Origin of the sequence: Rossellomorea sp. GCM10028870, from assembly GCF_042666755.1 — a bacterium.
Taxonomy (GTDB): domain Bacteria; phylum Bacillota; class Bacilli; order Bacillales; family Bacillaceae_B; genus Rossellomorea.
In genome coordinates this window covers 1,480,106-1,505,157 of the sequence record NZ_JBHTGN010000001.1, presented here as the reverse complement: position 1 = coordinate 1,505,157, position 25,052 = coordinate 1,480,106, and the positions used below count along the sequence as shown (strand labels likewise).

Annotated in this window: 25 protein-coding genes; all 25 read left to right on the top strand. The window is 40.2% G+C overall.

Annotation, left to right across the window (positions count from 1 at the left end; translation table 11 throughout):
• Positions 1-85: 85 nt before the first annotated feature.
• Positions 86-856 (top strand): ribonuclease HII, encoded by a 771-nt coding sequence (locus ACFQWC_RS07770; RefSeq protein WP_377106799.1) that lies wholly within the window; start codon positions 86-88, stop codon positions 854-856.
• A 60-nt stretch (positions 857-916) separates the two neighbouring features.
• Positions 917-2,737, top strand: a complete 1,821-nt coding sequence (locus tag ACFQWC_RS07765) for a hypothetical protein (protein ID WP_377106797.1) — start codon at positions 917-919, stop codon at positions 2,735-2,737.
• On the top strand, positions 2,734-3,015 hold the full coding sequence (locus ACFQWC_RS07760; RefSeq protein ID WP_113968236.1) for an EscU/YscU/HrcU family type III secretion system export apparatus switch protein: 282 nt from the start codon (positions 2,734-2,736) through the stop codon (positions 3,013-3,015). The genes ACFQWC_RS07765 and ACFQWC_RS07760 overlap by 4 nt, the downstream gene beginning before the upstream one ends.
• A 259-nt stretch (positions 3,016-3,274) precedes the next feature.
• Positions 3,275-4,435 carry an ADP-forming succinate--CoA ligase subunit beta gene (gene sucC, locus ACFQWC_RS07755; RefSeq protein WP_299740825.1) on the top strand — a complete coding sequence of 387 codons (1,161 nt, stop codon included), beginning with the start codon at positions 3,275-3,277 and terminating at the stop codon, positions 4,433-4,435.
• Positions 4,436-4,451: 16 nt separating this feature from the next.
• Positions 4,452-5,354 (top strand): succinate--CoA ligase subunit alpha, encoded by a 903-nt coding sequence (sucD, locus tag ACFQWC_RS07750; RefSeq protein WP_044337414.1) that lies wholly within the window; start codon positions 4,452-4,454, stop codon positions 5,352-5,354.
• 80 nt (positions 5,355-5,434) lie between these two features.
• The gene (gene dprA / locus ACFQWC_RS07745; RefSeq protein ID WP_299740828.1) at positions 5,435-6,310 is read left to right on the top strand and encodes a DNA-processing protein DprA; all 876 of its coding nucleotides are present in this window, start codon (positions 5,435-5,437) and stop codon (positions 6,308-6,310) included.
• A 300-nt stretch (positions 6,311-6,610) separates the two neighbouring features.
• Complete coding sequence (topA, locus tag ACFQWC_RS07740; RefSeq protein ID WP_341357865.1) at positions 6,611-8,686, top strand: type I DNA topoisomerase; 2,076 nt, start codon at positions 6,611-6,613, stop codon at positions 8,684-8,686.
• 242 nt (positions 8,687-8,928) lie between these two features.
• A complete protein-coding gene (trmFO, locus tag ACFQWC_RS07735) occupies positions 8,929-10,227 on the top strand; it encodes an FADH(2)-oxidizing methylenetetrahydrofolate--tRNA-(uracil(54)-C(5))-methyltransferase TrmFO (protein WP_299740832.1) in 1,299 nt (432 codons plus the stop codon).
• A 61-nt stretch (positions 10,228-10,288) separates the two neighbouring features.
• Positions 10,289-11,188, top strand: coding sequence for a tyrosine recombinase XerC (xerC, locus tag ACFQWC_RS07730; protein ID WP_299740834.1), 900 nt, complete (start codon positions 10,289-10,291; stop codon positions 11,186-11,188).
• A gap of 19 nt (positions 11,189-11,207) precedes the next feature.
• Positions 11,208-11,750, top strand: a complete 543-nt coding sequence (gene hslV, locus ACFQWC_RS07725; RefSeq protein ID WP_044337408.1) for an ATP-dependent protease subunit HslV — start codon at positions 11,208-11,210, stop codon at positions 11,748-11,750.
• 68 nt (positions 11,751-11,818) lie between these two features.
• On the top strand, positions 11,819-13,231 hold the full coding sequence (gene hslU / locus ACFQWC_RS07720) for an ATP-dependent protease ATPase subunit HslU (protein ID WP_299741291.1): 1,413 nt from the start codon (positions 11,819-11,821) through the stop codon (positions 13,229-13,231).
• Between the two features lie 96 nt (positions 13,232-13,327).
• Positions 13,328-14,107, top strand: a complete 780-nt coding sequence (gene codY, locus ACFQWC_RS07715) for a GTP-sensing pleiotropic transcriptional regulator CodY (protein ID WP_044337406.1) — start codon at positions 13,328-13,330, stop codon at positions 14,105-14,107.
• A gap of 763 nt (positions 14,108-14,870) precedes the next feature.
• A complete protein-coding gene (gene flgB, locus ACFQWC_RS07710) occupies positions 14,871-15,260 on the top strand; it encodes a flagellar basal body rod protein FlgB (protein ID WP_299740838.1) in 390 nt (129 codons plus the stop codon).
• Positions 15,261-15,262: 2 nt separating this feature from the next.
• Positions 15,263-15,724 carry a flagellar basal body rod protein FlgC gene (gene flgC, locus ACFQWC_RS07705; RefSeq protein WP_299740840.1) on the top strand — a complete coding sequence of 154 codons (462 nt, stop codon included), beginning with the start codon at positions 15,263-15,265 and terminating at the stop codon, positions 15,722-15,724.
• A gap of 18 nt (positions 15,725-15,742) precedes the next feature.
• Positions 15,743-16,048 carry a flagellar hook-basal body complex protein FliE gene (gene fliE, locus ACFQWC_RS07700; protein WP_377106791.1) on the top strand — a complete coding sequence of 102 codons (306 nt, stop codon included), beginning with the start codon at positions 15,743-15,745 and terminating at the stop codon, positions 16,046-16,048.
• 33 nt (positions 16,049-16,081) lie between these two features.
• Complete coding sequence (gene fliF, locus ACFQWC_RS07695; protein ID WP_299740845.1) at positions 16,082-17,680, top strand: flagellar basal-body MS-ring/collar protein FliF; 1,599 nt, start codon at positions 16,082-16,084, stop codon at positions 17,678-17,680.
• 11 nt (positions 17,681-17,691) lie between these two features.
• Entirely contained in the window at positions 17,692-18,705 is a 1,014-nt protein-coding gene (fliG, locus tag ACFQWC_RS07690; RefSeq protein ID WP_299740847.1) for a flagellar motor switch protein FliG, read from the top strand.
• Entirely contained in the window at positions 18,698-19,474 is a 777-nt protein-coding gene (gene fliH / locus ACFQWC_RS07685) for a flagellar assembly protein FliH (protein ID WP_377106788.1), read from the top strand. Before fliG ends, fliH begins: the two co-directional genes overlap by 8 nt.
• A complete protein-coding gene (fliI, locus tag ACFQWC_RS07680) occupies positions 19,471-20,790 on the top strand; it encodes a flagellar protein export ATPase FliI (RefSeq protein ID WP_299740851.1) in 1,320 nt (439 codons plus the stop codon). Before fliH ends, fliI begins: the two co-directional genes overlap by 4 nt.
• A 5-nt stretch (positions 20,791-20,795) precedes the next feature.
• Positions 20,796-21,242 (top strand): flagellar export protein FliJ, encoded by a 447-nt coding sequence (fliJ, locus tag ACFQWC_RS07675; protein WP_299741292.1) that lies wholly within the window; start codon positions 20,796-20,798, stop codon positions 21,240-21,242.
• 4 nt (positions 21,243-21,246) lie between these two features.
• On the top strand, positions 21,247-21,840 hold the full coding sequence (locus ACFQWC_RS07670; protein ID WP_299740853.1) for a MotE family protein: 594 nt from the start codon (positions 21,247-21,249) through the stop codon (positions 21,838-21,840).
• Positions 21,841-21,867: 27 nt separating this feature from the next.
• Entirely contained in the window at positions 21,868-23,115 is a 1,248-nt protein-coding gene (locus ACFQWC_RS07665) for a flagellar hook-length control protein FliK (RefSeq protein ID WP_377106785.1), read from the top strand.
• A gap of 8 nt (positions 23,116-23,123) precedes the next feature.
• Entirely contained in the window at positions 23,124-23,756 is a 633-nt protein-coding gene (flgD, locus tag ACFQWC_RS07660; RefSeq protein ID WP_299740858.1) for a flagellar hook assembly protein FlgD, read from the top strand.
• A gap of 11 nt (positions 23,757-23,767) precedes the next feature.
• Entirely contained in the window at positions 23,768-24,154 is a 387-nt protein-coding gene (locus tag ACFQWC_RS07655) for a TIGR02530 family flagellar biosynthesis protein (RefSeq protein WP_377106783.1), read from the top strand.
• Between the two features lie 68 nt (positions 24,155-24,222).
• Entirely contained in the window at positions 24,223-25,008 is a 786-nt protein-coding gene (flgG, locus tag ACFQWC_RS07650) for a flagellar basal body rod protein FlgG (protein WP_299740862.1), read from the top strand.
• The last annotated feature ends 44 nt before the right edge of the window (positions 25,009-25,052 follow it).

The following is a 25,052-nucleotide window of genomic DNA, read 5'->3' as shown; positions in this document are numbered from 1 at the left end:
AAAAGAGGCTGTAAAAAGAGGGGATCTCTTTAGCGCAGCCTCTTTATTTATGTGAAGTACATCCGATATAGATAGGAGGAGCAATATGAATACAGTACATATGACCATTAAGGAAATAAGTGAAATCATCAAGTCTGCTTCTGCTCATGATCCGATTCTTGAGGGATTGAAGAAGGACAAAAGAATTGGTGTCCAAAAACTATTAAAACAGATTGAACGCGAGCAGATGAAACGAGAGAAGGAAAGAGAAGAATTTGCCGTCCTTACTCAATATGAAAGTGAACTTCGCCAGCAAGGATTCACCCTTATTGCAGGAATCGATGAAGTAGGCAGAGGTCCTTTAGCAGGTCCTGTGGTAGCGGCTGCCGTCATCCTGCCCCATGACTTCTATTTGGCGGGATTAAATGATAGCAAGAAGATAACAGAAGCAAGAAGAGAAGATTTCTATGAATACATCATGGAACACGCAACATCTGTTGGAGTAGGAATGGTACATGCGGAAGAAATTGATTCCATAAATATATATCAGGCTACAAAAAAGGCTATGAGTGAAGCGATCGACAGCCTGCCGGTTCAGCCTGAGTATTTACTGATCGATGCGATGAAAATTCAATCGCCCTTTCCGAGTCAGTCGATCATTAAAGGAGACTCGAAAAGTATATCCATCGCCGCAGCATCCATCATTGCCAAGGTGACACGTGACAGGCTGATGAAGGAGTATGCCGCTACCTATCCTGGATATGCGTTTGAGAAAAATGCAGGATATGGAACAAAGGATCACTTAGGCGGGCTGGAGAAATTAGGAGTGACGCCCATTCATCGAAAGACCTTTGCACCTGTGAAGGAGCTGCTATAGATTAGCAGCCGGTTCGCCTGTATAAACGATTAGGATTCACAATGAACGGGAGATAAGGATATGACCCATATTCATGGTATTTACAGTAACCAGCCCCTTGATCAAAAGCCCTTTTCCATTCAAAGTGGAAAAGTTCTAATTATCAGCGTCCATAAGCTGTTAGGAGAGGGCAATGCGGTGGTGTCAGCAAATGGACAACGGTTTATTGCGAAAATTGAAGCGCCTATGGAAGCTGGAGAACGTTATTGGGTAGAAGTGAAGCAATCTGAAAGTAGTGTAAGTCTACATCTGATCCCGAGCCGTGGGCAAACTGGAGTAGAAAATGGAAAGCAAATAGCAGCAAATCTATTACAGCATTTTTCCATATCAACAAGTGGAAAAGAAATGAACGAATTTGTAATGGATCTAATGAAAAAAAACATTCCCATTCATAAAGAACTGCTATTATTCGGAGAGAAACATTTGAAAGGGAAGGATTCATCGGAAAATGTGAAAACCCTGGTTGAAATGGCTAAGAGGAACATGCCGCTTTCTGACAGGGTCTTTCTCTCAATGAGAGCGGGAACTTCAACCACCAGCATTTTATCCATGTTAAATGAGCTGTCTTCAAAGTTAAGGGGAACTGGAGGGGGCACGGCCGCACTTCATTTACTTACGGGGATCCAGAAACCGTTGAATAGGCTGGCGTCTGAAAAACTTGTGATAAATGCCTTATCCAGTTTAGTTGATTCATCCCAAACCTTCTCAAATCGATTAGGCCATTTCGATCTATTGAAATCACTAGGAGTCTTTCCGAAAGACACTCCCATGAATCAGTGGAGGAAAGGGTTAAAGACAATGCTTTCAGAAGAACTGAAACAGTCTACATACGGGCAGTGGGAAAGAAAGATCGATATTCTAAGAACCCAATTGGCAAATCATCCAGGTCCAGCTCCCGTAAAGCTTCGAAATGATCTGAATCAGCTCCTATCAACGACTACCGGCAGGATCCCGGAAATTCCTAAACGATCTGGAACTCATATCGATAAATGGATTAATATACTATTGAGTTCGGAGACTGTACTAAATGGAGAAATGGATAAACCTTCCTTTGTGGCAGCTAAAGAGCTGATGGGAGTAGTTGGAGAGGGAAAATGGCGGTCCATTGAGATGAACTATATGAGGCTCTTGCAGTCTTATGGAAAAGGAGCACCTGCATCGAACATGGAACGGCTATTACAAAAACTTCACCTACAGATAGAGCAAGAAATCACTCAGACGATTCGGGGAGAAGAACTGGCAAGGATGCTGAAAAAAGTAATTGGAACGTTTGGGATTAACTTTGAAGCTCAGTTACAAAAAAACGGACAAGAGCTTCAAAATCATCCAACAATTAAGCAGTATCTCATTGGGTTAAGTCAAAATCACCCACTCGCAGATATTCGAATGTTAGCCGATGATCTTGTTCTCAAAATGAACCACCAAGTGCTTCAATCACAGGAGAGTTCTCCTTTTCTAACAATCGTACAGCAATTCCCATTTTCTCTAAATGGACAGGGCACCGATATCACCCTTCAATGGACAGGGAAAGAGAAACAAAAAGGTGTGATTGATGGAGACTACTGCCGGGTTTTATTTTATTTAGAGCTGGATATCATGAGAGAGACATTGATCGATATGCAGGTTCAAAACCGGGTGGTCTCCTTGACCGTTTGGAATGACCACCCAAACGCAGAGAGGATGTCCAGATCATTTATTCCTGGATTAAAAGAAGGTCTGGAGAAACTGGACTATCAACTATCTATGGTAAAGGTGAAAGCTCCGGATAAGCAGGTTGAGCTTTCTGATAAAATCATGGCAGAACGTTTTAAAACGTTTTCGGGAGTTGATTTAAAGATATGAAAAACCCTCATGAGAGAAAAGAAGCGATTGCTTTAGGATATAATCAAAGTAGTGAATCAGCTCCAAAGGTCCTTGCTAAAGGGAAGGGAATCATTGCTGAAAACATTTTGGCTCAAGCAAAAGACCATCAAATACCTGTACAAGAAGACAAGAGCTTACTCTCACTTCTTGGGAACCTGGATATAGGAGAATCAATACCCGAAGAATTATATGGCGCTGTAGCGGAGGTTTTTGCTTTCATCTATCGATTAGATCGGGATATAGCGGGGAAGGGATAATTCTTTGCCAATCGAATATACTTCCTGTCACTAAAAGGCATCAACACGAATTAGAATAGCAAATTATATTTTTTAAGAATAATAATTTCAAGGATAGTCACTTCAGGAACAACGGAGCATATGGAGTAATTCTACTATTTCAAGTTCAGAATTTTAAAATTAATATAATATTTTTAGCATAATGGTAGACAGATATACTGTCATTTTATACAATGAAAGCGCAGTCTATTTTTTGAAGAGTTTGATAGGAGGATGGAAAATGAATATCCATGAATATCAAGGTAAAGAAATCCTCAGAAATTACGGGGTATCCGTACCAAATGGTAAAGTGGCTTTTACAGCTGAAGAAGCAGTAGAAGCGGCGAAGACATTAGATTCCAGCGTGTATGTAGTGAAAGCCCAAATCCATGCAGGTGGTCGAGGTAAAGCTGGCGGAGTGAAAATCGCTAAAAGCCTGGACGAAGTGCGTACATATGCAGATGAGTTAATCGGCAAAACATTAGTAACTCACCAAACAGGCCCTGAAGGTAAGGAAGTAAAGCGCTTACTTATCGAAGAAGGCTGTGATATTAAGAAAGAATATTACGTAGGTCTGGTACTTGACCGTGCGACTTCCCAAGTTGTCCTGATGGCTTCTGAAGAAGGCGGAACAGAAATCGAGGAAGTAGCAGAAAAAACACCGGAAAAAATCTTTAAAGAGTACATCGATCCAGTTGTTGGATTAACAGGCTTCCAAGCCAGACGCATTGCATTCAACATCAATATCCCTCAAAAACTGGTTGGAAAAGCAGCCAAGTTCATGATGGGTCTTTATAACGTGTACATCCAAAAGGATGCATCAATCGTCGAAATCAACCCATTGGTTGTGACAGGTGACGGAGACGTCATGGCACTTGATGCGAAGTTCAACTTCGATTCAAATGCATTATACCGTCAAAAAGATGTCATTGAACTACGCGATCTTGAAGAAGAAGATGCAAAAGAAATCGAAGCTTCTAAATATGACCTGAGCTATATTTCCCTTGACGGTAATATCGGTTGTATGGTTAATGGAGCAGGTCTTGCCATGGCAACGATGGACATCGTAAAGCATTACGGCGGAGATCCCGCTAACTTCCTTGATGTTGGGGGCGGTGCGACAGCGGAAAAGGTAACAGAGGCATTTAAAATCATTCTTTCTGATGAAAACGTTAAAGGTATTTTCGTCAATATCTTCGGTGGAATCATGAAATGTGATGTTATTGCAACAGGTGTTGTAGAAGCAGCTAAGCAAATCGGTCTTCAAGTTCCTCTTGTGGTTCGTCTTGAAGGTACAAATGTTGACTTAGGGAAAGAAATCCTTAATAAATCAGGATTGAATATCATTGCAGCTGAATCTATGGCGGACGGCGCACAAAAAATCGTTGAGCAAGTAGGCTGAGAAAGGCGGGGGACTAATGAGCGTATTTATTAATAAAGATACCAAGGTTGTTGTACAAGGGATTACAGGATCAACAGCTCTTTTCCATACGAAGCAAATGCTTGAATACGGTACACAAATCGTGGCAGGTGTAACACCAGGAAAAGGCGGAACTGAGGTTGAAGGCGTACCTGTTTTCAATACAGTTGAAGAAGCAAAGAAAGCAACTGGCGTAAATGCATCCGTCATTTATGTTCCTGCTCCGTTTGCAGCAGATGCAATCATGGAAGCGGTAGATGCCGAGCTTGATTTGGCAATCTGTATTACTGAACATATCCCGGTATTGGATATGGTGAAGGTCAAGCGTTATATGGAAGGCAAGAAAACACGCCTTGTAGGACCGAACTGTCCGGGAGTCATCACACCTGAAGAGTGTAAAATCGGAATCATGCCTGGTTACATCCATACGAAAGGTCATGTAGGTGTTGTTTCACGTTCTGGTACACTTACGTATGAAGCAGTTCACCAACTTTCACAAGCGGGAATCGGACAGTCGACGGCAGTCGGTATCGGTGGAGACCCTGTGAATGGAACAGACTTTATCGATGTATTGAAAGCATTCAATGAAGATGAAGATACGTATGCCGTCATCATGATTGGTGAAATCGGCGGTACTGCTGAAGAAGAAGCTGCTGAATGGGTTAAAGCCAACATGACTAAGCCTGTAGTAGGATTCATTGGAGGACGTACAGCACCTCCAGGAAAACGTATGGGCCATGCCGGTGCGATCATTTCAGGCGGTAAAGGAACAGCTGATGAGAAGATTCGCGTTATGAATGAATGCGGAATTCAAGTTGCTCCTACACCTTCAGATATGGGAGAAACATTAATAAAGGTTCTTAAAGAAGAAGGAATCTTAGATAAATGTAAAACGCATTAATCATGGATTGAGACTGATGGCATTCAAGCTATCAGTCTCAGTTTTATATCCTCTATTAAACAATATTCAGGAGGTAATAAATGAAAGAACGTCGTCATATTCTATTTCATATTCATCATTGTCGGGGAATTGGATTGAAAGGAACAAAAAGAATACTAGAATCGCTCCCGAAATTACACTCTATCTTTGATTTATCCCCTTCCACCCTTCAAAAGATAATCCTTTCCACCAATGTCAATTCAGAACTCTTCTATAGAGATCTTCATTCATTTGATTCAGAGCGATACAAAAAGCTTTATTCGGAAAATGATATAGAATGGATCACAATTATGGACGAAGACTACCCTGCTCTATTGGGAAACGTATATGATCCCCCCTTTCTCCTCTTTTTAAAAGGAAACAGGAATCTCCTTCATGGCCAAAAAAAATTGGCCATTATCGGTTCGAGAAATGCCACCTTTTATACTGATAAAATTCTTCGCGATATGATTCCAAAGCTGGTGAAGAAAGAGGTAGTCATTGTAAGTGGACTAGCGCAAGGTGCCGATACGGTGGCTCATAACGAAACGATTCAATCAGGTGGCCAAACGATAGGTGTACTTGCTGGAGGTTTCAACCACATTTATCCGAAGCAAAATGAAGGGTTAGCCCATCATATGATGAAGCATCAGCTTCTCCTCTCTGAATATCCCCCTTATATCAAACCTGAAAAATGGCAATTTCCTTTTAGAAATAGGATCATCAGCGGTCTTTCCGACGCAGTGCTTGTTACGGAAGCAAGAAAAAAAAGCGGGACATTCATCACGGCTGATTATGCATTAAATGAAGGAAGAGAAGTATTATGTATACCAGGATCCATATTTGAGCCATTAGCAGAAGGAACCAACAGTTTAATCCAGGAAGGTGCAAGAATGGTCTTATCAATAGAAGATATTTTTTCAGAACTGGGAGTATAAAGTCAGAACATATGATATAGAATCTTTTAATAAAGTGGGATTTTTCCTGCGAATGTTTGAATAATTACAAGTAATTTATACAAAATGGTTGCAATTATTGTGAAACTGTTATACATTTTGCAACAGGTATCTAAAACTATATATAAGAGAAATAAATCGTTAAAAGTAGTGATTATCTACAATGATATCAATTCTATACCTATGTGAATGAAAGTGTAAACGTTTCCGTTACGCTAGGATCTTTATCATTCCAAGGTGCTATAAACAGTGATTATTTTCCTCTTTAAGGAGGCTTATTGGATGGCAGATTATTTAGTAATAGTGGAATCGCCGGCTAAGGCGAAAACAATTGAACGTTATTTAGGAAAGAAATATAAGGTCAGGGCTTCAATGGGACACGTCAGAGACTTACCGAAGAGTCAAATGGGCGTGGATGTTAAAAACGAATTTGAACCGAAGTATATAACGATACGTGGTAAAGGCCCTGTATTAAAAGAACTGAAAACCGCAGCAAAAAAAGTAAAGAAAATCTTCCTGGCGGCTGACCCCGACAGAGAAGGAGAAGCCATTGCGTGGCATTTGGCTCACAGCCTTGATATGGACACGAGTTCCGAGTGTCGTGTGGTCTTCAATGAAATCACGAAGGATGCGATTAAAGAATCTTTTAAGCATCCACGAGCAATCAATATGGATTTAGTCGATGCACAGCAAGCACGGAGAATTTTAGATCGATTAGTTGGGTATAACATCAGCCCTCTCCTTTGGAAAAAAGTTAAAAAAGGTCTAAGTGCAGGAAGAGTACAATCCGTCGCTGTACGATTAATCATTGACCGTGAAAATGAAATCAAAAGCTTTACTCCAGAAGAGTACTGGTCAATAGAAGCTGAATTCACAAAAGGGAACGATACATTCCAGGCATCGTTTTACGGAATGGACGGTAAGAAGGTTGAATTGAAGACCGAAGAAGATGTGAAAGAAGTGCTTGGTAAAGTAAAAGGGAAGTCCTTTGAAATTAACAAAGTGACAAAAAAGGAAAGAAAACGGAATCCGGCTCCGCCATTTACAACTTCTTCACTACAGCAGGAAGCAGCAAGAAAGTTAAACTTCCGTGCGAAGAAAACGATGATGCTTGCCCAGCAATTATATGAAGGAATTGAGATGGGGAAAGAAGGTACGGTTGGTTTTATTACTTATATGAGAACTGACTCGACTCGTATTTCAGAAGTGGCTCAAAAAGAAGCGAACGATTACATCGTTAATAAATATGGAAATGACTTCGTTAAGCAGACTGAGCGCAAAGAGAAAAAACAACAAAAGTCACAAGATGCCCACGAAGCCATCCGTCCAACCAGTACATTAAGGGATCCGGCTTCAGTGAAAGAATATCTTTCAAGAGATCAATACAGACTTTATAAATTGATTTGGGAACGATTTGTGGCAAGTGAAATGTCCCCGGCAATCATGGATACGATGAGCGTTGATATCGTAAATGGTTCAGTCATGTTTAGAGCAACCGGCTCTAAAGTGAAGTTCCCAGGCTTTATGAAAGTCTATGTTGAAGGATCTGATGATCAGAAAGAAGAAAAAGACAATCTTCTTCCTGCCTTGGAAGAAAACGATAAAGTGAAAAGTGAAAGTATTGATCCAAATCAGCATTTCACTCAACCACCACCAAGGTATACAGAAGCGAGGCTGGTTAAGACATTGGAAGAACTGGGTATTGGCCGCCCTTCCACGTATGCCCCGACTCTGGATACGATTCAACGAAGAGGCTATGTAACACTTGATAATAAGCGTTTCATTCCAACGGAACTGGGTGAAATCGTCTTAGAGTTAGTTAGAGAGTTCTTCCCGGAGATCATTGATGTAGAGTTTACGGCAAACATGGAGCGCAGCCTTGATGATATTGAAGACGGCAATGTGAAATGGGAAAGTATCATCGACCGTTTTTATCAGGATTTTGAAAAACACTTAGAAAAAGCGGAAAATGAGATGGAAAAAATCGAAATCCGCGATGAACCTGCCGGTGAAGACTGTGAAGAATGCGGACATCCAATGGTGTTCAAAATGGGCAGATATGGTAAATTCATGGCATGCAGTAATTTCCCCGATTGTAGAAATACAAAGCCGATCGTCAAGGAAATTGGTGTGAAATGTCCTAAATGTGAAAAAGGGAATATCATAGAGCGAAAAAGCAAGAAAAAGCGTATTTTCTACGGCTGTGATCAGTATCCTGAATGTGATTTCCTATCTTGGGATAAACCTATCGAACGGAAATGTCCGAAATGTTCAGAATTGCTCGTAGAGAAAAAGCTTAAAAAAGGTAATCAAATTCAATGTACGAATTGTGATTATAAAGAAGAACCTCAGAAATAGTGTGAGTTTCCTATTCCTCTGATCAATAAAAAGATTGATTGTTGAACAATGAACTTATACAATGTAACAAGGGACTGTCCCAACAGGTGATTTCTCTATTATCTGTTGGGTCAGCCCTTTTCTGTTTGCATTTAGTCAAAATGACAAATTCTCAATATGCTTTTGTCTTTTTTATCTTTGTGCATTGGTGTACAATACAATATGGTTAAGACGAAGGATCGATTTACAGGAGGTTTATATAGATGCCAGTAAATGTTATTGGAGCAGGGTTAGCGGGAAGTGAAGCCGCATGGCAGATTGCCAAGAGGGGAATAAAGGTAAACCTTTATGAAATGAGACCTGTACGCCAAACACCTGCCCATCATACAGATAAATTTGCAGAGCTTGTGTGCAGCAACTCACTTAGAGCAAATACATTAACCAATGCCGTTGGGGTATTAAAAGAAGAAATGCGTCAATTAGACTCGGTCATTATGTCAGCAGCTGATGCATGTTCAGTTCCGGCAGGGGGAGCGTTGGCAGTCGACCGCCATGAATTTGCAGCACATGTTACTGAGAAAGTAAAAAATCACCCGAATGTCACAGTATTCAATGAAGAAGTCACGGATCTACCTGAAGGAATTACCATTGTAGCCACAGGGCCGCTGACAAGTGAGAGTCTCTCTGAGAAAATTAGAAAAGTAACAGGTGAAGAGCATTTATATTTCTATGATGCTGCAGCTCCAATCATCGAGAAGGATTCCATTGATATGGACAAAGTGTATTTGAAATCCCGATATGACAAAGGGGAAGCGGCATATTTAAATTGCCCGATGACAGAGAGTGAGTTCAATCGTTTTTATGAAGCTCTTATTTCAGCTGAAACGGTGCCTTTGAAAGAGTTTGAAAAAGAAATCTTCTTTGAAGGCTGCATGCCGATAGAAGTGATGGCTTCCCGGGGAAAGAAAACCATGTTATTTGGCCCTTTAAAGCCAGTGGGATTAGAAGACCCTAAAACAGGTAAACGACCTTATGCTGTTGTTCAGTTAAGACAAGATGATGCAGCGGGCACACTTTATAATATTGTAGGCTTCCAAACACATTTAAAGTGGGGCCCTCAAAAAGAAGTTCTCCAATTAATTCCGGGACTTGAGAATGCAGATATTGTCCGTTATGGGGTCATGCACAGAAATACCTTCATCAACTCTCCAAATGTTCTAAAAGATACCTATCAATTAAAAGAACATGAGAATCTTTTTTTTGCCGGCCAAATGACAGGTGTGGAAGGTTATGTGGAATCCGCTGCCAGCGGGTTGATTGCTGGAATCAATGCTGCGAAGATAGCCAAGGGTGAATCAGCCCTAGTATTTCCACATGAAACAGCGATTGGAAGCATGGCAAGATATATAACGACTGCCAACAAAAATAACTTCCAACCGATGAATGCTAATTTCGGTCTTTTCCCTGATTTACCCAAAAAGGTAAAAGGCAAGAAAGAGCGTAATGAACAGCATGCAACTCGGGCCTTAGAAACAATTCAGAACTTTGTGAAAAAAGTGTAAAATTCATTGCAAGGGCTGCTAGGTTGTGTTACTATTTAGTAGCCCTTGTGAGGTGTTGAAAATGAAAAATCAATTATATGAACAATTACAATCCTTTACTGAATATATACAAATAGAAAAGCATTATTCTGCTCACACTTTTGAACAATATCGTCATGATATTGAAGAGTTCTACGTATTTATGAAAGAACAAGGTTTAAGTTCATTAAAAGATGTCGAGTATTCTGATGCGAGACTTTTTTTAACCAAGCTGCATGATCATGGTTTAATGAGGTCTTCCATTTCAAGGAAGGTTTCCAGTTTAAGAAGTTTTTACCGTTATTTAAATCGGGAAAAACAGCTAACTGTTAATCCATTTTCCTTTGTGAATCTTCCTAAAAAAGAACAACGATTGCCTAACTTTTTTTACGAGGAAGAAATACAAGTATTGTTAGAAGCGTGCGGTGGAGAAACACCTTTAGACATACGCAACCGAGCCATCTTTGAACTTCTTTATGCAACAGGTATTCGCGTAAGTGAATGCACAAATATGCAACTGAAGGACGTAGATTTAGGTCTTTCTACAATTCTTGTGAAAGGTAAGGGTAACAAAGAGAGATATGTACCATTTGGCAGCTTTGCTCATGATGCTATAGAACAATACATAACACAATCACGCCCCATGTTAATGAAGAATCAAACTCATACCCATTTGTTGGTCAATCATCGTGGCGGAGCATTAACCCAAAGGGGGATACGTCTTATCTTAAATAAGATTATCGAGAAGGCTTCCTTGACCGGAAAGATTCATCCCCATATGCTAAGGCATACATTTGCTACGCATTTACTTAATAATGGTGCCGATTTAAGAACGGTTCAGGAACTTCTTGGACACTCTCAGTTATCATCAACTCAAGTATATACTCATGTATCAAAGGACCAGTTAAGAAAAACGTATTTAGCACATCATCCACGTGCTTAGAAGAGTTGGAGGTCAGAATATGGAACAATTCCACGCAACCACTATTTTTGCCGTGCAACATAGAGGCAAATGTGCGATGTCTGGTGACGGACAGGTTACATTTGGCAATACAGTTGTGATGAAGCATACAGCAAAAAAAGTACGGAAGCTTTTTAATGGTAAAGTATTGGCAGGTTTTGCCGGGTCTGTTGCAGATGCATTCACACTATCGGAAATGTTCGAAGGGAAACTCCAGGAATTTAACGGGAACCTTCCGAGAGCAGCTGTTGAGTTAGCTAAAGAGTGGAGAAGCGACAAGGTGTTAAGAAAGCTTGAAGCGATGTTGATTGTAATGGATGAAAATCACTTGCTTCTAATTTCAGGAACAGGTGAAGTGATCGAGCCGGATGATGGAATTTTAGCCATTGGATCAGGTGGAAATTATGCATTGTCTGCTGGAAGAGCATTAAAGCAATACGCAGGTGACCATTTATCAGCAAGGGAAATCGCTCAATCTTCCTTACAAATTGCTGCTGATATATGTGTATATACAAATAATCAAATTATTGTTGAAGAGCTTTAAACATGGATCATTATGTAGAAATTTTATATTCTTTCACACTATAGGGAAAGTAAGGAGTGTGCCATTTGATGAAGAGTACCGATCACTTAACTCCAAGGCAAATTGTTGAACGTCTGGATCAATATATTGTAGGACAAAAAGATGCAAAGAGAGCGGTCGCTGTTGCATTACGTAACCGTTATCGCCGTAGCCTTCTTTCTGATGTATTAAAGGATGAAGTGATTCCAAAGAACATTTTAATGATGGGACCAACAGGGGTCGGAAAGACAGAGATTGCCAGAAGAATCGCGAAGCTTGTAAGAGCTCCTTTTGTAAAAGTGGAGGCTACAAAGTTTACTGAAGTAGGCTATGTTGGACGTGATGTAGAATCAATGGTAAGAGATTTAGTCGAAACGTCTGTCCGGCTGGTGAAAGAGGAGAAGATGGTAGGAGTTCGTGAAAGAGCTGCTGAAAACGCCAATCGACGCTTAGTCGAAATGGTTGTACCATCTAAGAAAAAGTCATCCTCTTACAAAAACCCATTTGAAATGATCTTTGGTGGCAGTCAGACTCAGGGCACTTCGGAAGAAGAGGAAGAAAAGCAAGAAGAGAGTTCCCTTCAAGAGCAAAGACGAAGAATGGAAACGAGGCTACAGAATGGTGAGCTTGAAGAAGAGTTCATCACCATTGAAGTAGAAGAGCAGCAGCCTTCCATGTTCGATATGCTCCAAGGATCCGGTATGGAACAGATGGGGATGAACATGCAGGATGCCATGAGCAGCTTCATGCCAAAGAAAAAGAAAAAACGCAAATTAAAGGTGAAAGAAGCGAGAATCGTTCTTACTAATGAGGAAGCTCAAAAGCTCATTGATATGGACGAAGTGACCCAGGAGGCAATCGTGCGTGCAGAGCAATCAGGAATCATTTTTATCGATGAGATTGATAAAATTGCAAGCAAGGGCTCTGGCCAATCTTCAGCCGATGTTTCAAGAGAAGGGGTTCAGCGTGACATCCTTCCAGTTGTAGAGGGATCTACGGTTGTCACGAAGCATGGTTCCGTGAAAACAGATCACGTGCTTTTTATTGCCGCAGGTGCCTTTCACATGAGTAAACCATCTGATCTTATCCCGGAATTACAAGGTCGTTTTCCAATCAGAGTGGAACTTCAGAAGCTTTCTACAGAAGACTTTGTGCGTATACTCATTGAACCTGATAATGCGATAATCAAACAATATATTGCTTTAATGGAAACAGAAGGTATACAAATTGAATTTTCTGACGATGCTATTCGTAGATTAGCTGAAATTGCATATGACGTAAATCAGAACACCGATAATATAGGAGCGAGAAGACTTCATACGATTATGGAAAAACTTCTCGAGGACTTATCTTTTGAAGCTCCGGACATTACACTAGAAACGGTTAAAATCACACCTCAGTATGTGGATGATAAGTTAGGCGCCATATCGAAGGATAAGGATCTGAGTCAGTTTATTCTATAAGTTTTCACCTTCACTCTATTGGGTAAAGATAGATGAATTAATCACAATACTAAATTAAATAATAGATACACTTAAGTTGTAGTAGGAGGAAATGAAATGAATTTATTAGGTAAAACAAGAACCATTAATGCTATGCTGCAAAAAGCAGCTGGTAAACCAGTTAACTTTAAAGAAATGTCAGAAACACTAAGCAAGGTCATCGAAGCAAATGTATTCGTTGTAAGTCGTCGAGGTAAATTACTTGGATACGCTATCAATCAGCAAATTGAAAACGAGCGCATGAAACAAATGCTTGCTGACCGTCAATTCCCCGAGGAGTATACTCAAAACCTGTTTAATGTTCAAGAAACATCACCAAACCTGGATGTTAACAGTGAATATACTGCTTTCCCTGTTGAAAATAGAGAATTCTTCAAAAATGGGTTAACAACAATCGTTCCTATTATTGGGGGAGGAGAAAGACTGGGTACATTAATTCTCGCTCGCCTGGAAGCAAGCTTCGAAGACGATGATCTAATCTTGGCTGAATATGGTGCAACAGTAGTTGGTATGGAAATTCTTCGGGAAAAAGCTGAAGAAATTGAAGTGGAAGCTAGAAGTAAAGCAGTTGTACAAATGGCGATCAGTTCATTATCATACAGTGAGCTTGAAGCGATCGAGCATATCTTTGAAGAGCTTAATGGTAATGAAGGTCTTTTGGTGGCTTCGAAAATTGCGGATAGAGTGGGAATCACTCGTTCAGTAATCGTTAATGCCCTTCGTAAATTAGAAAGTGCCGGTGTAATTGAGTCTCGTTCCCTGGGAATGAAAGGTACTTACATTAAAGTCTTAAACAATAAGTTCTTAGTTGAATTAGATAAGCTTCGTACAAATTAATACAATGAAAAGCTGTTCCCAAATGGGGAACAGCTTTTTTATTTGGTTTCCCTTATGCTTGTCGCCTCTAAGCAAAGTCCCTCCGCTTTTGTGTCATCCAGCTCCGGGACTTAGAGGCTCGAGGTCATAAGTCAAGTCCACCAAAAAGGCAATGAGCGCCTTTCCGGTGGCCTTGGCTTATGCTTGTCGCCTCTAAGCAAAGTCCCTCCGCTTTTGTGGTACGAATGGACGGAAATATCAGATTGTTTAGTGAAAATAAGCCAAATGGACTATCGATTATTATCCGTTAGGTATTGTCATAAATGACATGAATAGTACAATAAAGTTACAACAATGTTACGACTATTTTCGACAAAATGCTTCTAAACCAGTAGAGAATGAGAATTATGAGAACTTTCACCTCTTTGCAGGTGTTATTTTCATGTGTAATAAAGGTGGATTTATATTTATGTAAGAGATTCATGAAGAAAGCAACATCTTTGAATTTTGTACATTGAAAATAATTCTATTAAAAAAGCGGAAGTGTAACATGTATGTAATAAAATTAGAAAAAACATCATTTATTTGTAAAAATATCCTTGGGAATTTAAGGGTTAAATATAGATTAAAAGTCACGAATTCTTTGATTATCGAGCTCATTCTTGAAAATTTACGGAATATTCATAGACACTAATCTTGCTAAACATTACAATAAATACTGTTGCATGCTAAATTTGTAAAAAATAGTAGTATCTTGTCAAAAAAAAGGATAGAGGTGCCTTAAGTGAAATTATTTTCCAACACTTTCACAACTCTAGAAAGAGGACTTAATTACGCCTCATTAAATCAAAAAGTAATTTCTCAAAATATCGCAAATGTCGATACGCCAAATTATAAAGCAAAAGAAGTAGAATTTAAGAAAATGTTGGATCAATCAATTCAACAACTAGATGCCAAAAGAACCGATCACCGGCATTTTTCCTTTCATTCAAGCGGTCAACATCCAACAGTTAAAACAAAAACAGCTTATCAATATAATCACAATGGTAATGGTGTAGATTTAGATCAGGAAATGTCAGAAATGGCTTCGAATCAAATCTATTTTAACGCCCTGACAGATCGGATAAATGGTAAGTTCAACAGTCTTCAAACGGTTGTAAGGGGAGGTAAATGATAATGGCTATTTTTACAAGTATGAATACAACAGCTTCTGCCTTGACTGCTCAGCGTTTAAGAATGGATGTCATTTCATCTAATATGGCGAATGTGGACACTACAAGAGGAGAAATGGTGGAAGGGGAGTGGCGGCCTTATAAGAGAAAATCTGTTGTAATGGCATCTAAGGAAAATCAATTTTCATCATTATTAAATAATGCTATGAACACTGGAGACAAACATAGTGTTGGTAGCGGGGTAAAGGTTTCCAGAATCGAAGAAGATAATGAGACACCTTTTAAAATGGTCTACAATCCAGAACATCCTGATGCGAATGTCGAGGGGTATGTACAACTACCCAATGTGGATCCTTTACGAGAAATGGTTGACCTTATATCGGCTACTCGTTCTTATGAAGCAAACGTAACCGTATTTAATGCAAATAAAGCGATGTTAATGAAATCTTTAGAAATTGGTAAGTAGGGAAGAAGGTATAATTCTATGACAATACATAATATCAATTCGATTAATCCTGGAGTTATACGTCCGTCATTTGAAAAAAAAAATATTTCACCTTCAGAAAGTACAGGGAATTTCAGTCAATTACTAAAAAATTCCATTGAAGAAGTGAATGAAATGCAAGTTCAATCAGATCAAATGACAGAGAAGCTTGTACGGGGAGAAAATGTTGATCTTCATCAAATGATGATCGCCTCGCAAAAGGCCAGTATTACGCTCCAAACGACCATGGAAGTGCGAAACAAAGTAGTAGAAGCGTATCAGGAAATAATGAGAATGCCAATGTAGTAGGCTCATGCAGTCATGTACCGGAGGATTGTAATGAATGAATCGTTAAAGAAATATACAGAACTAATAAAGTCTTATTGGGCAAGCAGAACAAAAAAACAGAAGATTAGTATGGGTGCCACCTTCCTGATTATGGTCATTCTGATTAGTGTTGTGAGCTTCTTTGCAACAAGAACGTCTCTTGTGCCCCTTTACAGTAATCTATCACCATCAGAAACCGGAACCATAAAAGAAAATCTCGACGGTAGAGGAATACCATCGGAGATTTCCGATGGTGGATCAACCATCATGGTTCCTAAAGAACAAGTAGATACATTAAAGGTTGAGTTAGCGGCAGAAGGTATCCCTAACTCGGGCAGTATCGATTACTCTTTCTTCAGTCAAAATGCTGGATTTGGCATGACCGATAATGAATTTAATGTGTTAAAGCTGGATGCAATGCAAACGGAACTGGCTCAACTCATGAAAGGGATCGAGGGAGTACAAGATGCAAAAGTCATGATCAATCTTCCTGAGAAGCAGGTTTTCTTGAATGATGACGTTCAGCAAGCATCAGCGTCCATTGTATTAAATACTAATCCTGGTTTCACTTTTGATCAAAAGCAGATTAAGTCTCTTTACCATCTGGTTTCGAAAAGTGTTCCTGATCTTCCTACTGAGAATATCGTCATCATGAATCAATTTTTTGAGTATTTTGACTTGGAATCCCAAAATAATTCCATGGGTGGAGGGAACTTTGCTCAACAAATGGATGTTAAGAAAGAAATTGAACGTGATATACAACGTCAAGTTCAGAATATGCTCGGCACATTGATTGGATTTAACAAGGTGGTTGTATCGGTTACAACTGATATAGACTTTACCCAGGAAAACCGTGAAGAAAACATTGTAACCCCAGTGGATGAAGAAAATATGGAAGGAATTGCCGTTAGTGCCCAACGAATTACCGAAACCTTTTCAGGAGAAGGGGCAAATCCGGGAGGGACACCTGGAGCCGGGGATGGCAATGAACCAACGAATAGCGGAGATACTTATGGCTCTGGGTCTGAATCAAACGGTGATTATGAACGAATGGAAGAAACGATCAACAATGAGGTCAATCGTATCCGTAAAGAAGTGGTAGAGAGTCCATACAAAATACGGGACCTTGGGATTCAGGTAATGGTGGAGCCTCCAAATCCTGAAGAGGTAAATTCTCTTCCTCAAGATAGGGTGGATGATATCCGCGAAGTACTATCGACCATTGTACGAACGTCCATTGACAAGGATTCTACCCCTGAATTAACAGACGAGGCAATTGAAGACAAAGTAATCGTTTCGGTTCAACCGTTTAATGGAAAAGTCAACTTGGTCTCTGAAGAGAAATCTGTTCTTCCTTGGTGGACTTATGTAGTTGGAGGGATACTTCTTGTTGTCATCCTACTGTTAGTATTTTTCTTAATTCGTTCCAGAAAGAAAGAAGTGCTAGAAGAAATGGTTTACGAAGAAAAAAGGGAGCCTGTCCATATCCCTGATATTGAGCCTAAAGAAGAAACAGAAGGATCCATTCGCCGGAAACAGCTTGAAAAGATGGCTAGAGAAAAGCCGGAAGAATTTGCAAAATTATTACGTACCTGGTTAGCAGAGGATTAGGAGGGGTGAACATGGTTAGAAGAGAGAAAGAATTAACCGGAAAACAAAAAGCAGCCATCCTCCTGATCTCTCTTGGTCCTGATGTATCCGCGTCAGTGTACAAGCATTTGTCAGAAGAAGATATCGAAAAATTAACGTTAGAGATTTCCGGAGTCAAAAAGGTAGAGAATGAAGCGAAAGAGGATATTCTAGAGGAGTTTCACAATATTGCCATTGCTCAAGATTATATCTCTCAGGGCGGGATTGGCTATGCCAAAACAGTACTAGAAAAAGCACTCGGATCAGAACAAGCATTAGCTATCATCAATCGATTAACGTCATCTTTACAGGTAAAGCCTTTTGACTTTGCAAGGAGGGCAGATGCTGCTCAAATTCTCAACTTTATTCAAAACGAACACCCACAAACCATTGCATTGATTCTATCTTATCTTGAACCCCAGCAGGCAGGCCAAATTCTGTCAGAACTTCCTCAAGACGTTCAAGCGGATATTGCAAGGAGAATCGCAATTATGGATGGTACATCACCAGAAGTGATAAGTGAGGTAGAAGCTATCCTTGAAAGAAAGCTTTCTGCGACAGTTACCCAGGATTATACGCAAACGGGTGGAGTTGAAGCAGTGGTGGAAGTGCTGAATGGGGTAGATCGTTCTACAGAGAAAACAATCCTAGATGCATTGGAAATTCAAGATCCGGAATTAGCAGAAGAAATCAAGAAGAGAATGTTTGTGTTCGAAGATATTGTTACCCTTGATGGACGTTCCATACAACGTGTCATTCGGGATTGTGATAACGAAGACCTTCTCCTTGCCCTTAAAGTCTCCAGCGACGAGGTCAAGGAAGTTGTATATAGAAACATGTCTAATCGAATGGTGGAGACCCTTAAAGAAGAAATGGAATTCATGGGGCCGGTTCGTTTGCGCGATGTAGAAGAAGCACAGTCTAGGATTGTAGCTGTGATAAGGCGATTAGAGGATTCCGGTGAGATTATCATAGCCCGTGGTGGAGGAGACGATATCATTGTCTAGAATCATTAAGTCTTCCATTACTCAAACCATTCATGAAGATGGAAAAGTGATATCCCTTAAAAGAGTTATGCCACTAGGAAAATCCAAGCAGCATGAAGCGAATGACTTTGAACTGAACAGAGCAAATCAGGTAGATCACATTATAGAAGAAGCGAAAGAAAAAGCGGCCCGAATAATCGAAGAAGCGAAAGAAATGACTCTTCATGCTCAGAGTCAAATTGAACGTGAACGAGAAAAGTGGGTGATCGAGCGGGAGCAACTCATGCAAGAAGCCTATAATGCCGGATTTCTTCAAGGTGAAGAAGAGGGCAGAAACAAAGGTTATCAAGATTATCAACAGCTTTTAATGGAAGCCAATGAAATGACCGAGCTAAATAAACAACAATATCATGACTATATTCACAATGCAGAAAAGGTCATTGTTAGTCTGGGGATTACAAGTGCTGAGAAGATTTTGAATCGGAAACTTGAGGACGAACCCGATCATTTCCTTTCAATCGTCCAACAGGGGTTGAGGGAAGTAAGAGATTTACCCCACATTCAGATTCATGTTCATCCGTCTAAGCATAAACTTTTGGTTGAAAACAAAAACGAGCTTGAAGTCATGTTCCCCACTAATGTTCAGTGCTTTATTTATGCAAATGATGACCTTAAACCAGAGGAATGTTATATAGAAACCAATCAGGGACGTGTCATTGTGAGTGTGGATTCCCAATTAAGAGAATTAAAGCTGAAGCTTCTTCATTTTCTGGAAGGTGATGTTGAATGAAAGCCGCAGATCTAATTCACCATATCCACCGGATTCCGACTTTCAAAAAGTTTGGAAAGGTAAAGCGGGTTGTCGGGTTAATGATCGAATCTCAAGGACCTGAAAGTTCTGTTGGTGAAGTATGTCATATTCATATTTATTCCCGAGGCAAGCAGAAAGTGATTTTAGCAGAAGTGGTAGGGTTTAATGATGATTTAGTGATCCTCATGCCTTATACCAATATGCAGGATATCTCTCCCGGCAGTTTGGTTGAAGGAACCGCAAAGCCGTTAGAAATCAAAATTGGTCCATCTTTAATAGGGAAGGTGATTGATTCCCTTGGACATCCACTCGATGGAAGTAACTTGCCAAGTGGATTGAGCACAACGTATACAGAACAAGACCCTCCCAATCCTTTGGCAAGGCCGCCAATCAACGAGAAAATGGAGGTTGGTGTAAAAGCCATCGACAGCATGCTGACTGTAGGCAAAGGACAAAGGGTCGGTATATTCGCTGGAAGTGGGGTAGGAAAAAGCACATTGCTTGGGATGATTGCCCGAAATACGAAAGCGGACTTGAATGTGATTGCGTTAATCGGTGAACGGGGCAGAGAAGTCAGGGAATTCATTGAAAGAGATTTAGGAGAAGAAGGGTTAAAGCGAACGATTGTTGTGGCAGCCACTTCAGACCAACCTGCCTTAATGAGGATCAAAGGGGCATTTACGGCAACTGCCATTGCGGAATATTTTCGTGATAAAGGATTGAACGTCATGCTCATGATGGATTCCGCTACACGTGTAGCAATGGCTCAGAGGGAAATCGGGTTGGCGGTCGGGGAACCACCGACCACTAAAGGGTACACCCCTTCCGTATTCGCTATTTTACCCAAACTATTAGAAAGAACAGGAACGAATGTATTTGGAAGTATTACGGCATTTTACACCGTATTGGTAGATGGTGATGACTTAAATGAACCTATATCAGACACGGTCAGGGGAATCCTCGATGGTCATATCGTGCTTGACCGCCAAATCGCAAATAGAGGCCAATATCCTGCTATCAATATTTTAAAAAGTGTGAGCCGGTTAATGAATCATCTGGCATCAAATGAACACTTACATGCCGCCACTAGAATAAGAGAGCTATTGAGTACTTATATGAATTCCGAGGATCTTATCCAAATTGGTGCTTATAAAAAGGGTACTTCCCGTGAGGTTGATGAAGCCATCCTATACTATCCAGACATCATCTCCTTCTTGAAGCAGGATGTATACGAGAAGGTTTCCCTTCATGGAAGTGTTGATGAACTTGTAAAGCTATCGGAAAAAGGTGGATGAATCGAGTGAATTATCAATACAGGTTCGAGCGGATTTTAACATTAAAGGAAAAAGAAAAAGATGAAGTTCAAGAAATGTACAGGGGTTCCATTGAAAAATTTGAAAAAGTGGCCGAGAAGCTATATGAGTTTCTGAAGAAGAAAGAATACCTTGAACAGCACCAAGAAACCGGATTGCAAAATGGATTATCCGTACAGGATATCCGACATCATCAACAATTCATTACCAATCTCGAAAAGACCATCTCTTATTACCAGGACTTGGTGATACAAGCTAGAAATCGAATGAACTGGTACGAAGAGAAACTTGTGGACATGAATGTAGAAGTGAAGAAATACGAAAAGATGAGGGAAAAAGATCTCCATCGCTTCCTTCAAAGCAATCAACAAGTGGAAAATAAACAATTAGACGAAGTGTCGGTCGTTCAATATATGAAACGGGGAGTCAGGTGATTTCATGGCAAAGGTAATCGAAGAGGAAAAAAAAGAGCAATCAAGTCGTTTTCAAAGGGTAGTGTTTATCATCTTCATTCCTCTCTTATTTGCTATAACCTTCGCTCTTGTAATCATGACAGTAGCAGGAATAAATGTATTTGAAAAAGCTCAATCTTTAAGTTCGGATATTCCCTTTTTAGCTAAAGTCCTTCCTTCAGAGAATACACGGGATGGAGAGGAATTACATGAGCAAATGATCTCACTTCAAGCTTTAACAGAAGATCAAGAGGCGAAAATTGTTCAGCTTCAAAGTGAAGCAGAAAAAAAAGACAGTGATAATGAACAACTACAAGCAACCATTCAGCAACAAAAAGAAGAGCTTGAAGAGTTACGGCAAATTGGCGAAGAAAACAAACGTGCCTTTAAAGAGGTGGTCAATACATTTGAATCCATGTCAGCAAAGAGTGCAGCACCTGTTCTGATGAATATGAATGACGATGAGGCGATGAAGATTCTATCAAGTATCAAACCTGATACTCTAGCTGATATTTTAGAAAACATGCCTCCGGAAGATGCTGCCAAATATACGGTGCTGCTCTCGACGGAGGAAAGATAAGCTAAAGGCATGAGAGGAGGTGAAAAAGTGGAAGTCGGAATAGGTACACAAGCTTCCCACCCACTAATGGGGATGAGACAGGAATCAACGCTTTTTAAGAAAGAATTGGATGGGTTTTCAAAACTTTTAGGATTTGTATCGAATCATGTGGTTGAAAGGGAAGAAGTGAAACAGCCCGAGACACTATCTCTTCTGGTTAGCCTGCAAGGCATCTTACGCGCAACAGAGCTTGATGAAGTTGGACTATCAAGCGGACAATTAGAAGACTTATCCCGATTAAAGGAATTTGACTTTGACCAAATCGCTGAAATAGTTGGTATGGATAAAGAAACGGTCAAAACACTTTTTTCTGAGCTCCAATCCGCTCTTATTGGGACTGAGCAATCTTCGTCTTCATCAGGTGATAGTATAGAGGATCTTCATGAAACCCTGTTGGGAACGATGCAGTTACTGCAATCCGCATTAAAGAATGAGGTGGGGGGCTTAAGTGGAAGAGGGCCAGTGGAAGAAGTGGCGAGACTTGTAAAGGTCATTGAACTTCTGGCAGCTAACCGTGACTTACTTGTGATGGAAGCATCAAAAGCGTCGGAGCTGAAAGACATGATGAAGATGGTTCAAGCGGCTGTAGATCAATCCCTGTCCAGGGAGTTTAATCATGCGAAGGATTGGTCCCGGATCTTGAAAGATGCTTTTCAACGCCAAGCACCTGTGCAAACAATGGAAAAGCAGTCCTCAACAGAAAGGGTCACAGTGGAGAAGAAAAGTATTCAACCGATACTGGCAAGTCACATACACTTTGTACTTCCGAAAACAGAATCCGTTTCCATGAGTCTCTCATCAGGAAATCGCTCCGTTCAATATGAACAATTCGTGAAAGAATTTCAGAATATCCTAAGTAAATCTCAAATGGTGTCCCAGCCGAACATGAGTAAGCTGTTAATCAAGCTGTATCCAGAGCAACTGGGCTCATTAAGGATCGAACTTTTACAGCAAAACGGAGTGATGACCGCAAAAATATTAGCTTCAACGGCAACTGCGAAAGAAATGCTTGATTCTCAAATTCAAGGATTAAAGCATGCATTTACATCTCAGAACCTCCAGGTAGAGAAGATTGAAATCTCACAGGCGTTAACAGATGCTGAGCGGCAATCCAAAGGGCAGTCACAGCAACAGTCCTCACAACAACATAAGCAGAATCAACCCGAACATGGAGGAAGCGGGGGAGAAGAAAGAACTGAATCCTTTAAGGAATATCTCGTAAATACCGAAATATAGGTGATAATATGACGAAAATCGATCCGAGCTTACTATATTCAACCGTCCAAACAAAACAGCGTGAAGGTGGTAAGGATATTCTGGGAAAAGATGACTTCCTGAAGATCCTGATGACACAATTACAGAATCAAGACCCGTTAAATCCGATGCAGGACAAAGACTTCATCGCACAAATGGCTACCTTTTCATCATTAGAGCAAATGACGAACCTGACGCAAACAATGGAGAAATTTGTGGATAACCAAACCCAAACACAATTGATCTCTTACAATCAGTTTGTTGGTAAACAAGTGACATGGCATAAAATTATAGAATCTGAAGAAGGCGATACACCCGAAATACAAGAAGGACAGGGGTTTGTTAAAGGAGTCCGCTTTACAGGTGACTCTGTTGAATTCATCATGGAGGACGGCACGATCCTGACTCCCGGGAATATATCGCAAGTGAATACGACGGATATCCCTGAAGCTTCTCTCGTAAATGCATCTTTATTAATAGGAAAGAACGTAACATGGAACAGCGAAGATGGAGAGATGAGCGGAATCGTTCAATCCGTATCAACGAAAGATTCAAAAATATGGTTTCATACAGAAGCAGGGGACAAAATTTCCAGTGATAAATTAATCAAAATTGAATCTTAGGGAGTGGTTGTATGGAAAAGACATTCGTTCATCGTTCACTGCAACCAATTGCACCAAATTATAAAACGAAAGCCTTTACTAAACCTTCAATCGCATCATCTTTCGCTGCTCAATTAGATAAAGCCATTCAAGAAGTACCCCATATGCAGATCAGTAAGCATGCAAAAGTAAGGATGGAACAACGGGGAATCTCTATTACTCCACAAACATGGGAGAAGATAGGGGAGAAAGTAGATGAGGCGAAAACAAAGGGTGTTCAAGATTCACTGGTGATTTTAAAAGATGCAGCACTAATTGTAAGTGCAAAAAATAAAACAGTGATAACAGCATTAGACCGTGATGAAGCAAGTTCTCAAATTTTCACAAATATAAATGGAACCATACTAATAGACTCATAGGCTGGACCAAATAGGAAGCCTGTAGCTGTGGAATGATCGAAGCAGCTAACACGAAAGGGGAAAAATCAATGTTACGTTCAATGTATTCAGGTATAAGTGGAATGAAAAACTTTCAAACGAAGCTGGATGTAATCGGAAATAATATTGCGAATGTTAATACGTATGGATTTAAAAAAGGTCGAGTTGTATTTAAAGATATGATTAATCAAAATATCTCTGGAGCTAGCGCTAGCGGTGCCTCAAGGGGTGGTGTGAATGCTAAACAGATAGGGTTGGGTTCGCAAATTTCAACCATTGACACTATTCACACTACAGGAAGTCTGCAATCAACTGGACGAGTACTAGATTTAGCAGTTTCCGGGTCTGGTTTCTTTCAAGTAACGGACGCAACTGGTGGTGAGACTTTATATACGAGAGCTGGAAATTTTTATCTCGATGAATCTGGTGATCTGGTTACAGGTGATGGATTTTATTTGTCTCCAAAAATTAATATTCCTACTGATGCAAAGAGTATGAGTATTGGTCAAGATGGTACAGTGAACTTTGTTGATAAGGATGGTGTACTTACACCTGCTGGACAATTACAATTAGCAAAGTTCCCAAATGACGGTGGACTGGAAAAAGCCGGGGGGAACTACTTCAAAGTAACTACTAACTCAGGTGCTCCAATTGTTGATTCACCTGGAGTATCTGGAATCGGAACAATTGAATCAGGTTTCCTTGAAATGTCAAACGTAGACCTATCCGAAGAATTCACCGAAATGATTACGGCACAGCGTGGATTCCAGGCAAATACACGTATCATCACAACGTCGGATGAAATCTTGCAAGAGCTTGTAAACTTGAAACGTTAGTTCGTTAAAAAGGGAGGAAGGGACTGGCTAATCGGAGGGTACCT

Excerpts from the sequence above, each read along its gene's own strand:
- ACFQWC_RS07770 (WP_377106799.1), top strand. The coding sequence starts at position 86 with ATGAATACAGTACATATGACCATTAAGGAAATAAGTGAAATCATCAAG.
- ACFQWC_RS07765 (WP_377106797.1), top strand. The coding sequence starts at position 917 with ATGACCCATATTCATGGTATTTACAGTAACCAGCCCCTTGATCAAAAG.
- ACFQWC_RS07760 (WP_113968236.1), top strand. The coding sequence starts at position 2,734 with ATGAAAAACCCTCATGAGAGAAAAGAAGCGATTGCTTTAGGATATAAT.
- sucC (WP_299740825.1), top strand. The coding sequence starts at position 3,275 with ATGAATATCCATGAATATCAAGGTAAAGAAATCCTCAGAAATTACGGG.
- sucD (WP_044337414.1), top strand. The coding sequence starts at position 4,452 with ATGAGCGTATTTATTAATAAAGATACCAAGGTTGTTGTACAAGGGATT.
- dprA (WP_299740828.1), top strand. The coding sequence starts at position 5,435 with ATGAAAGAACGTCGTCATATTCTATTTCATATTCATCATTGTCGGGGA.
- topA (WP_341357865.1), top strand. The coding sequence starts at position 6,611 with ATGGCAGATTATTTAGTAATAGTGGAATCGCCGGCTAAGGCGAAAACA.
- trmFO (WP_299740832.1), top strand. The coding sequence starts at position 8,929 with ATGCCAGTAAATGTTATTGGAGCAGGGTTAGCGGGAAGTGAAGCCGCA.
- xerC (WP_299740834.1), top strand. The coding sequence starts at position 10,289 with ATGAAAAATCAATTATATGAACAATTACAATCCTTTACTGAATATATA.
- hslV (WP_044337408.1), top strand. The coding sequence starts at position 11,208 with ATGGAACAATTCCACGCAACCACTATTTTTGCCGTGCAACATAGAGGC.
- hslU (WP_299741291.1), top strand. The coding sequence starts at position 11,819 with ATGAAGAGTACCGATCACTTAACTCCAAGGCAAATTGTTGAACGTCTG.
- codY (WP_044337406.1), top strand. The coding sequence starts at position 13,328 with ATGAATTTATTAGGTAAAACAAGAACCATTAATGCTATGCTGCAAAAA.
- flgC (WP_299740840.1), top strand. The coding sequence starts at position 15,263 with ATGGCTATTTTTACAAGTATGAATACAACAGCTTCTGCCTTGACTGCT.
- fliE (WP_377106791.1), top strand. The coding sequence starts at position 15,743 with ATGACAATACATAATATCAATTCGATTAATCCTGGAGTTATACGTCCG.
- fliF (WP_299740845.1), top strand. The coding sequence starts at position 16,082 with ATGAATGAATCGTTAAAGAAATATACAGAACTAATAAAGTCTTATTGG.
- fliG (WP_299740847.1), top strand. The coding sequence starts at position 17,692 with ATGGTTAGAAGAGAGAAAGAATTAACCGGAAAACAAAAAGCAGCCATC.
- fliI (WP_299740851.1), top strand. The coding sequence starts at position 19,471 with ATGAAAGCCGCAGATCTAATTCACCATATCCACCGGATTCCGACTTTC.
- ACFQWC_RS07670 (WP_299740853.1), top strand. The coding sequence starts at position 21,247 with ATGGCAAAGGTAATCGAAGAGGAAAAAAAAGAGCAATCAAGTCGTTTT.
- flgD (WP_299740858.1), top strand. The coding sequence starts at position 23,124 with ATGACGAAAATCGATCCGAGCTTACTATATTCAACCGTCCAAACAAAA.
- ACFQWC_RS07655 (WP_377106783.1), top strand. The coding sequence starts at position 23,768 with ATGGAAAAGACATTCGTTCATCGTTCACTGCAACCAATTGCACCAAAT.
- flgG (WP_299740862.1), top strand. The coding sequence starts at position 24,223 with ATGTTACGTTCAATGTATTCAGGTATAAGTGGAATGAAAAACTTTCAA.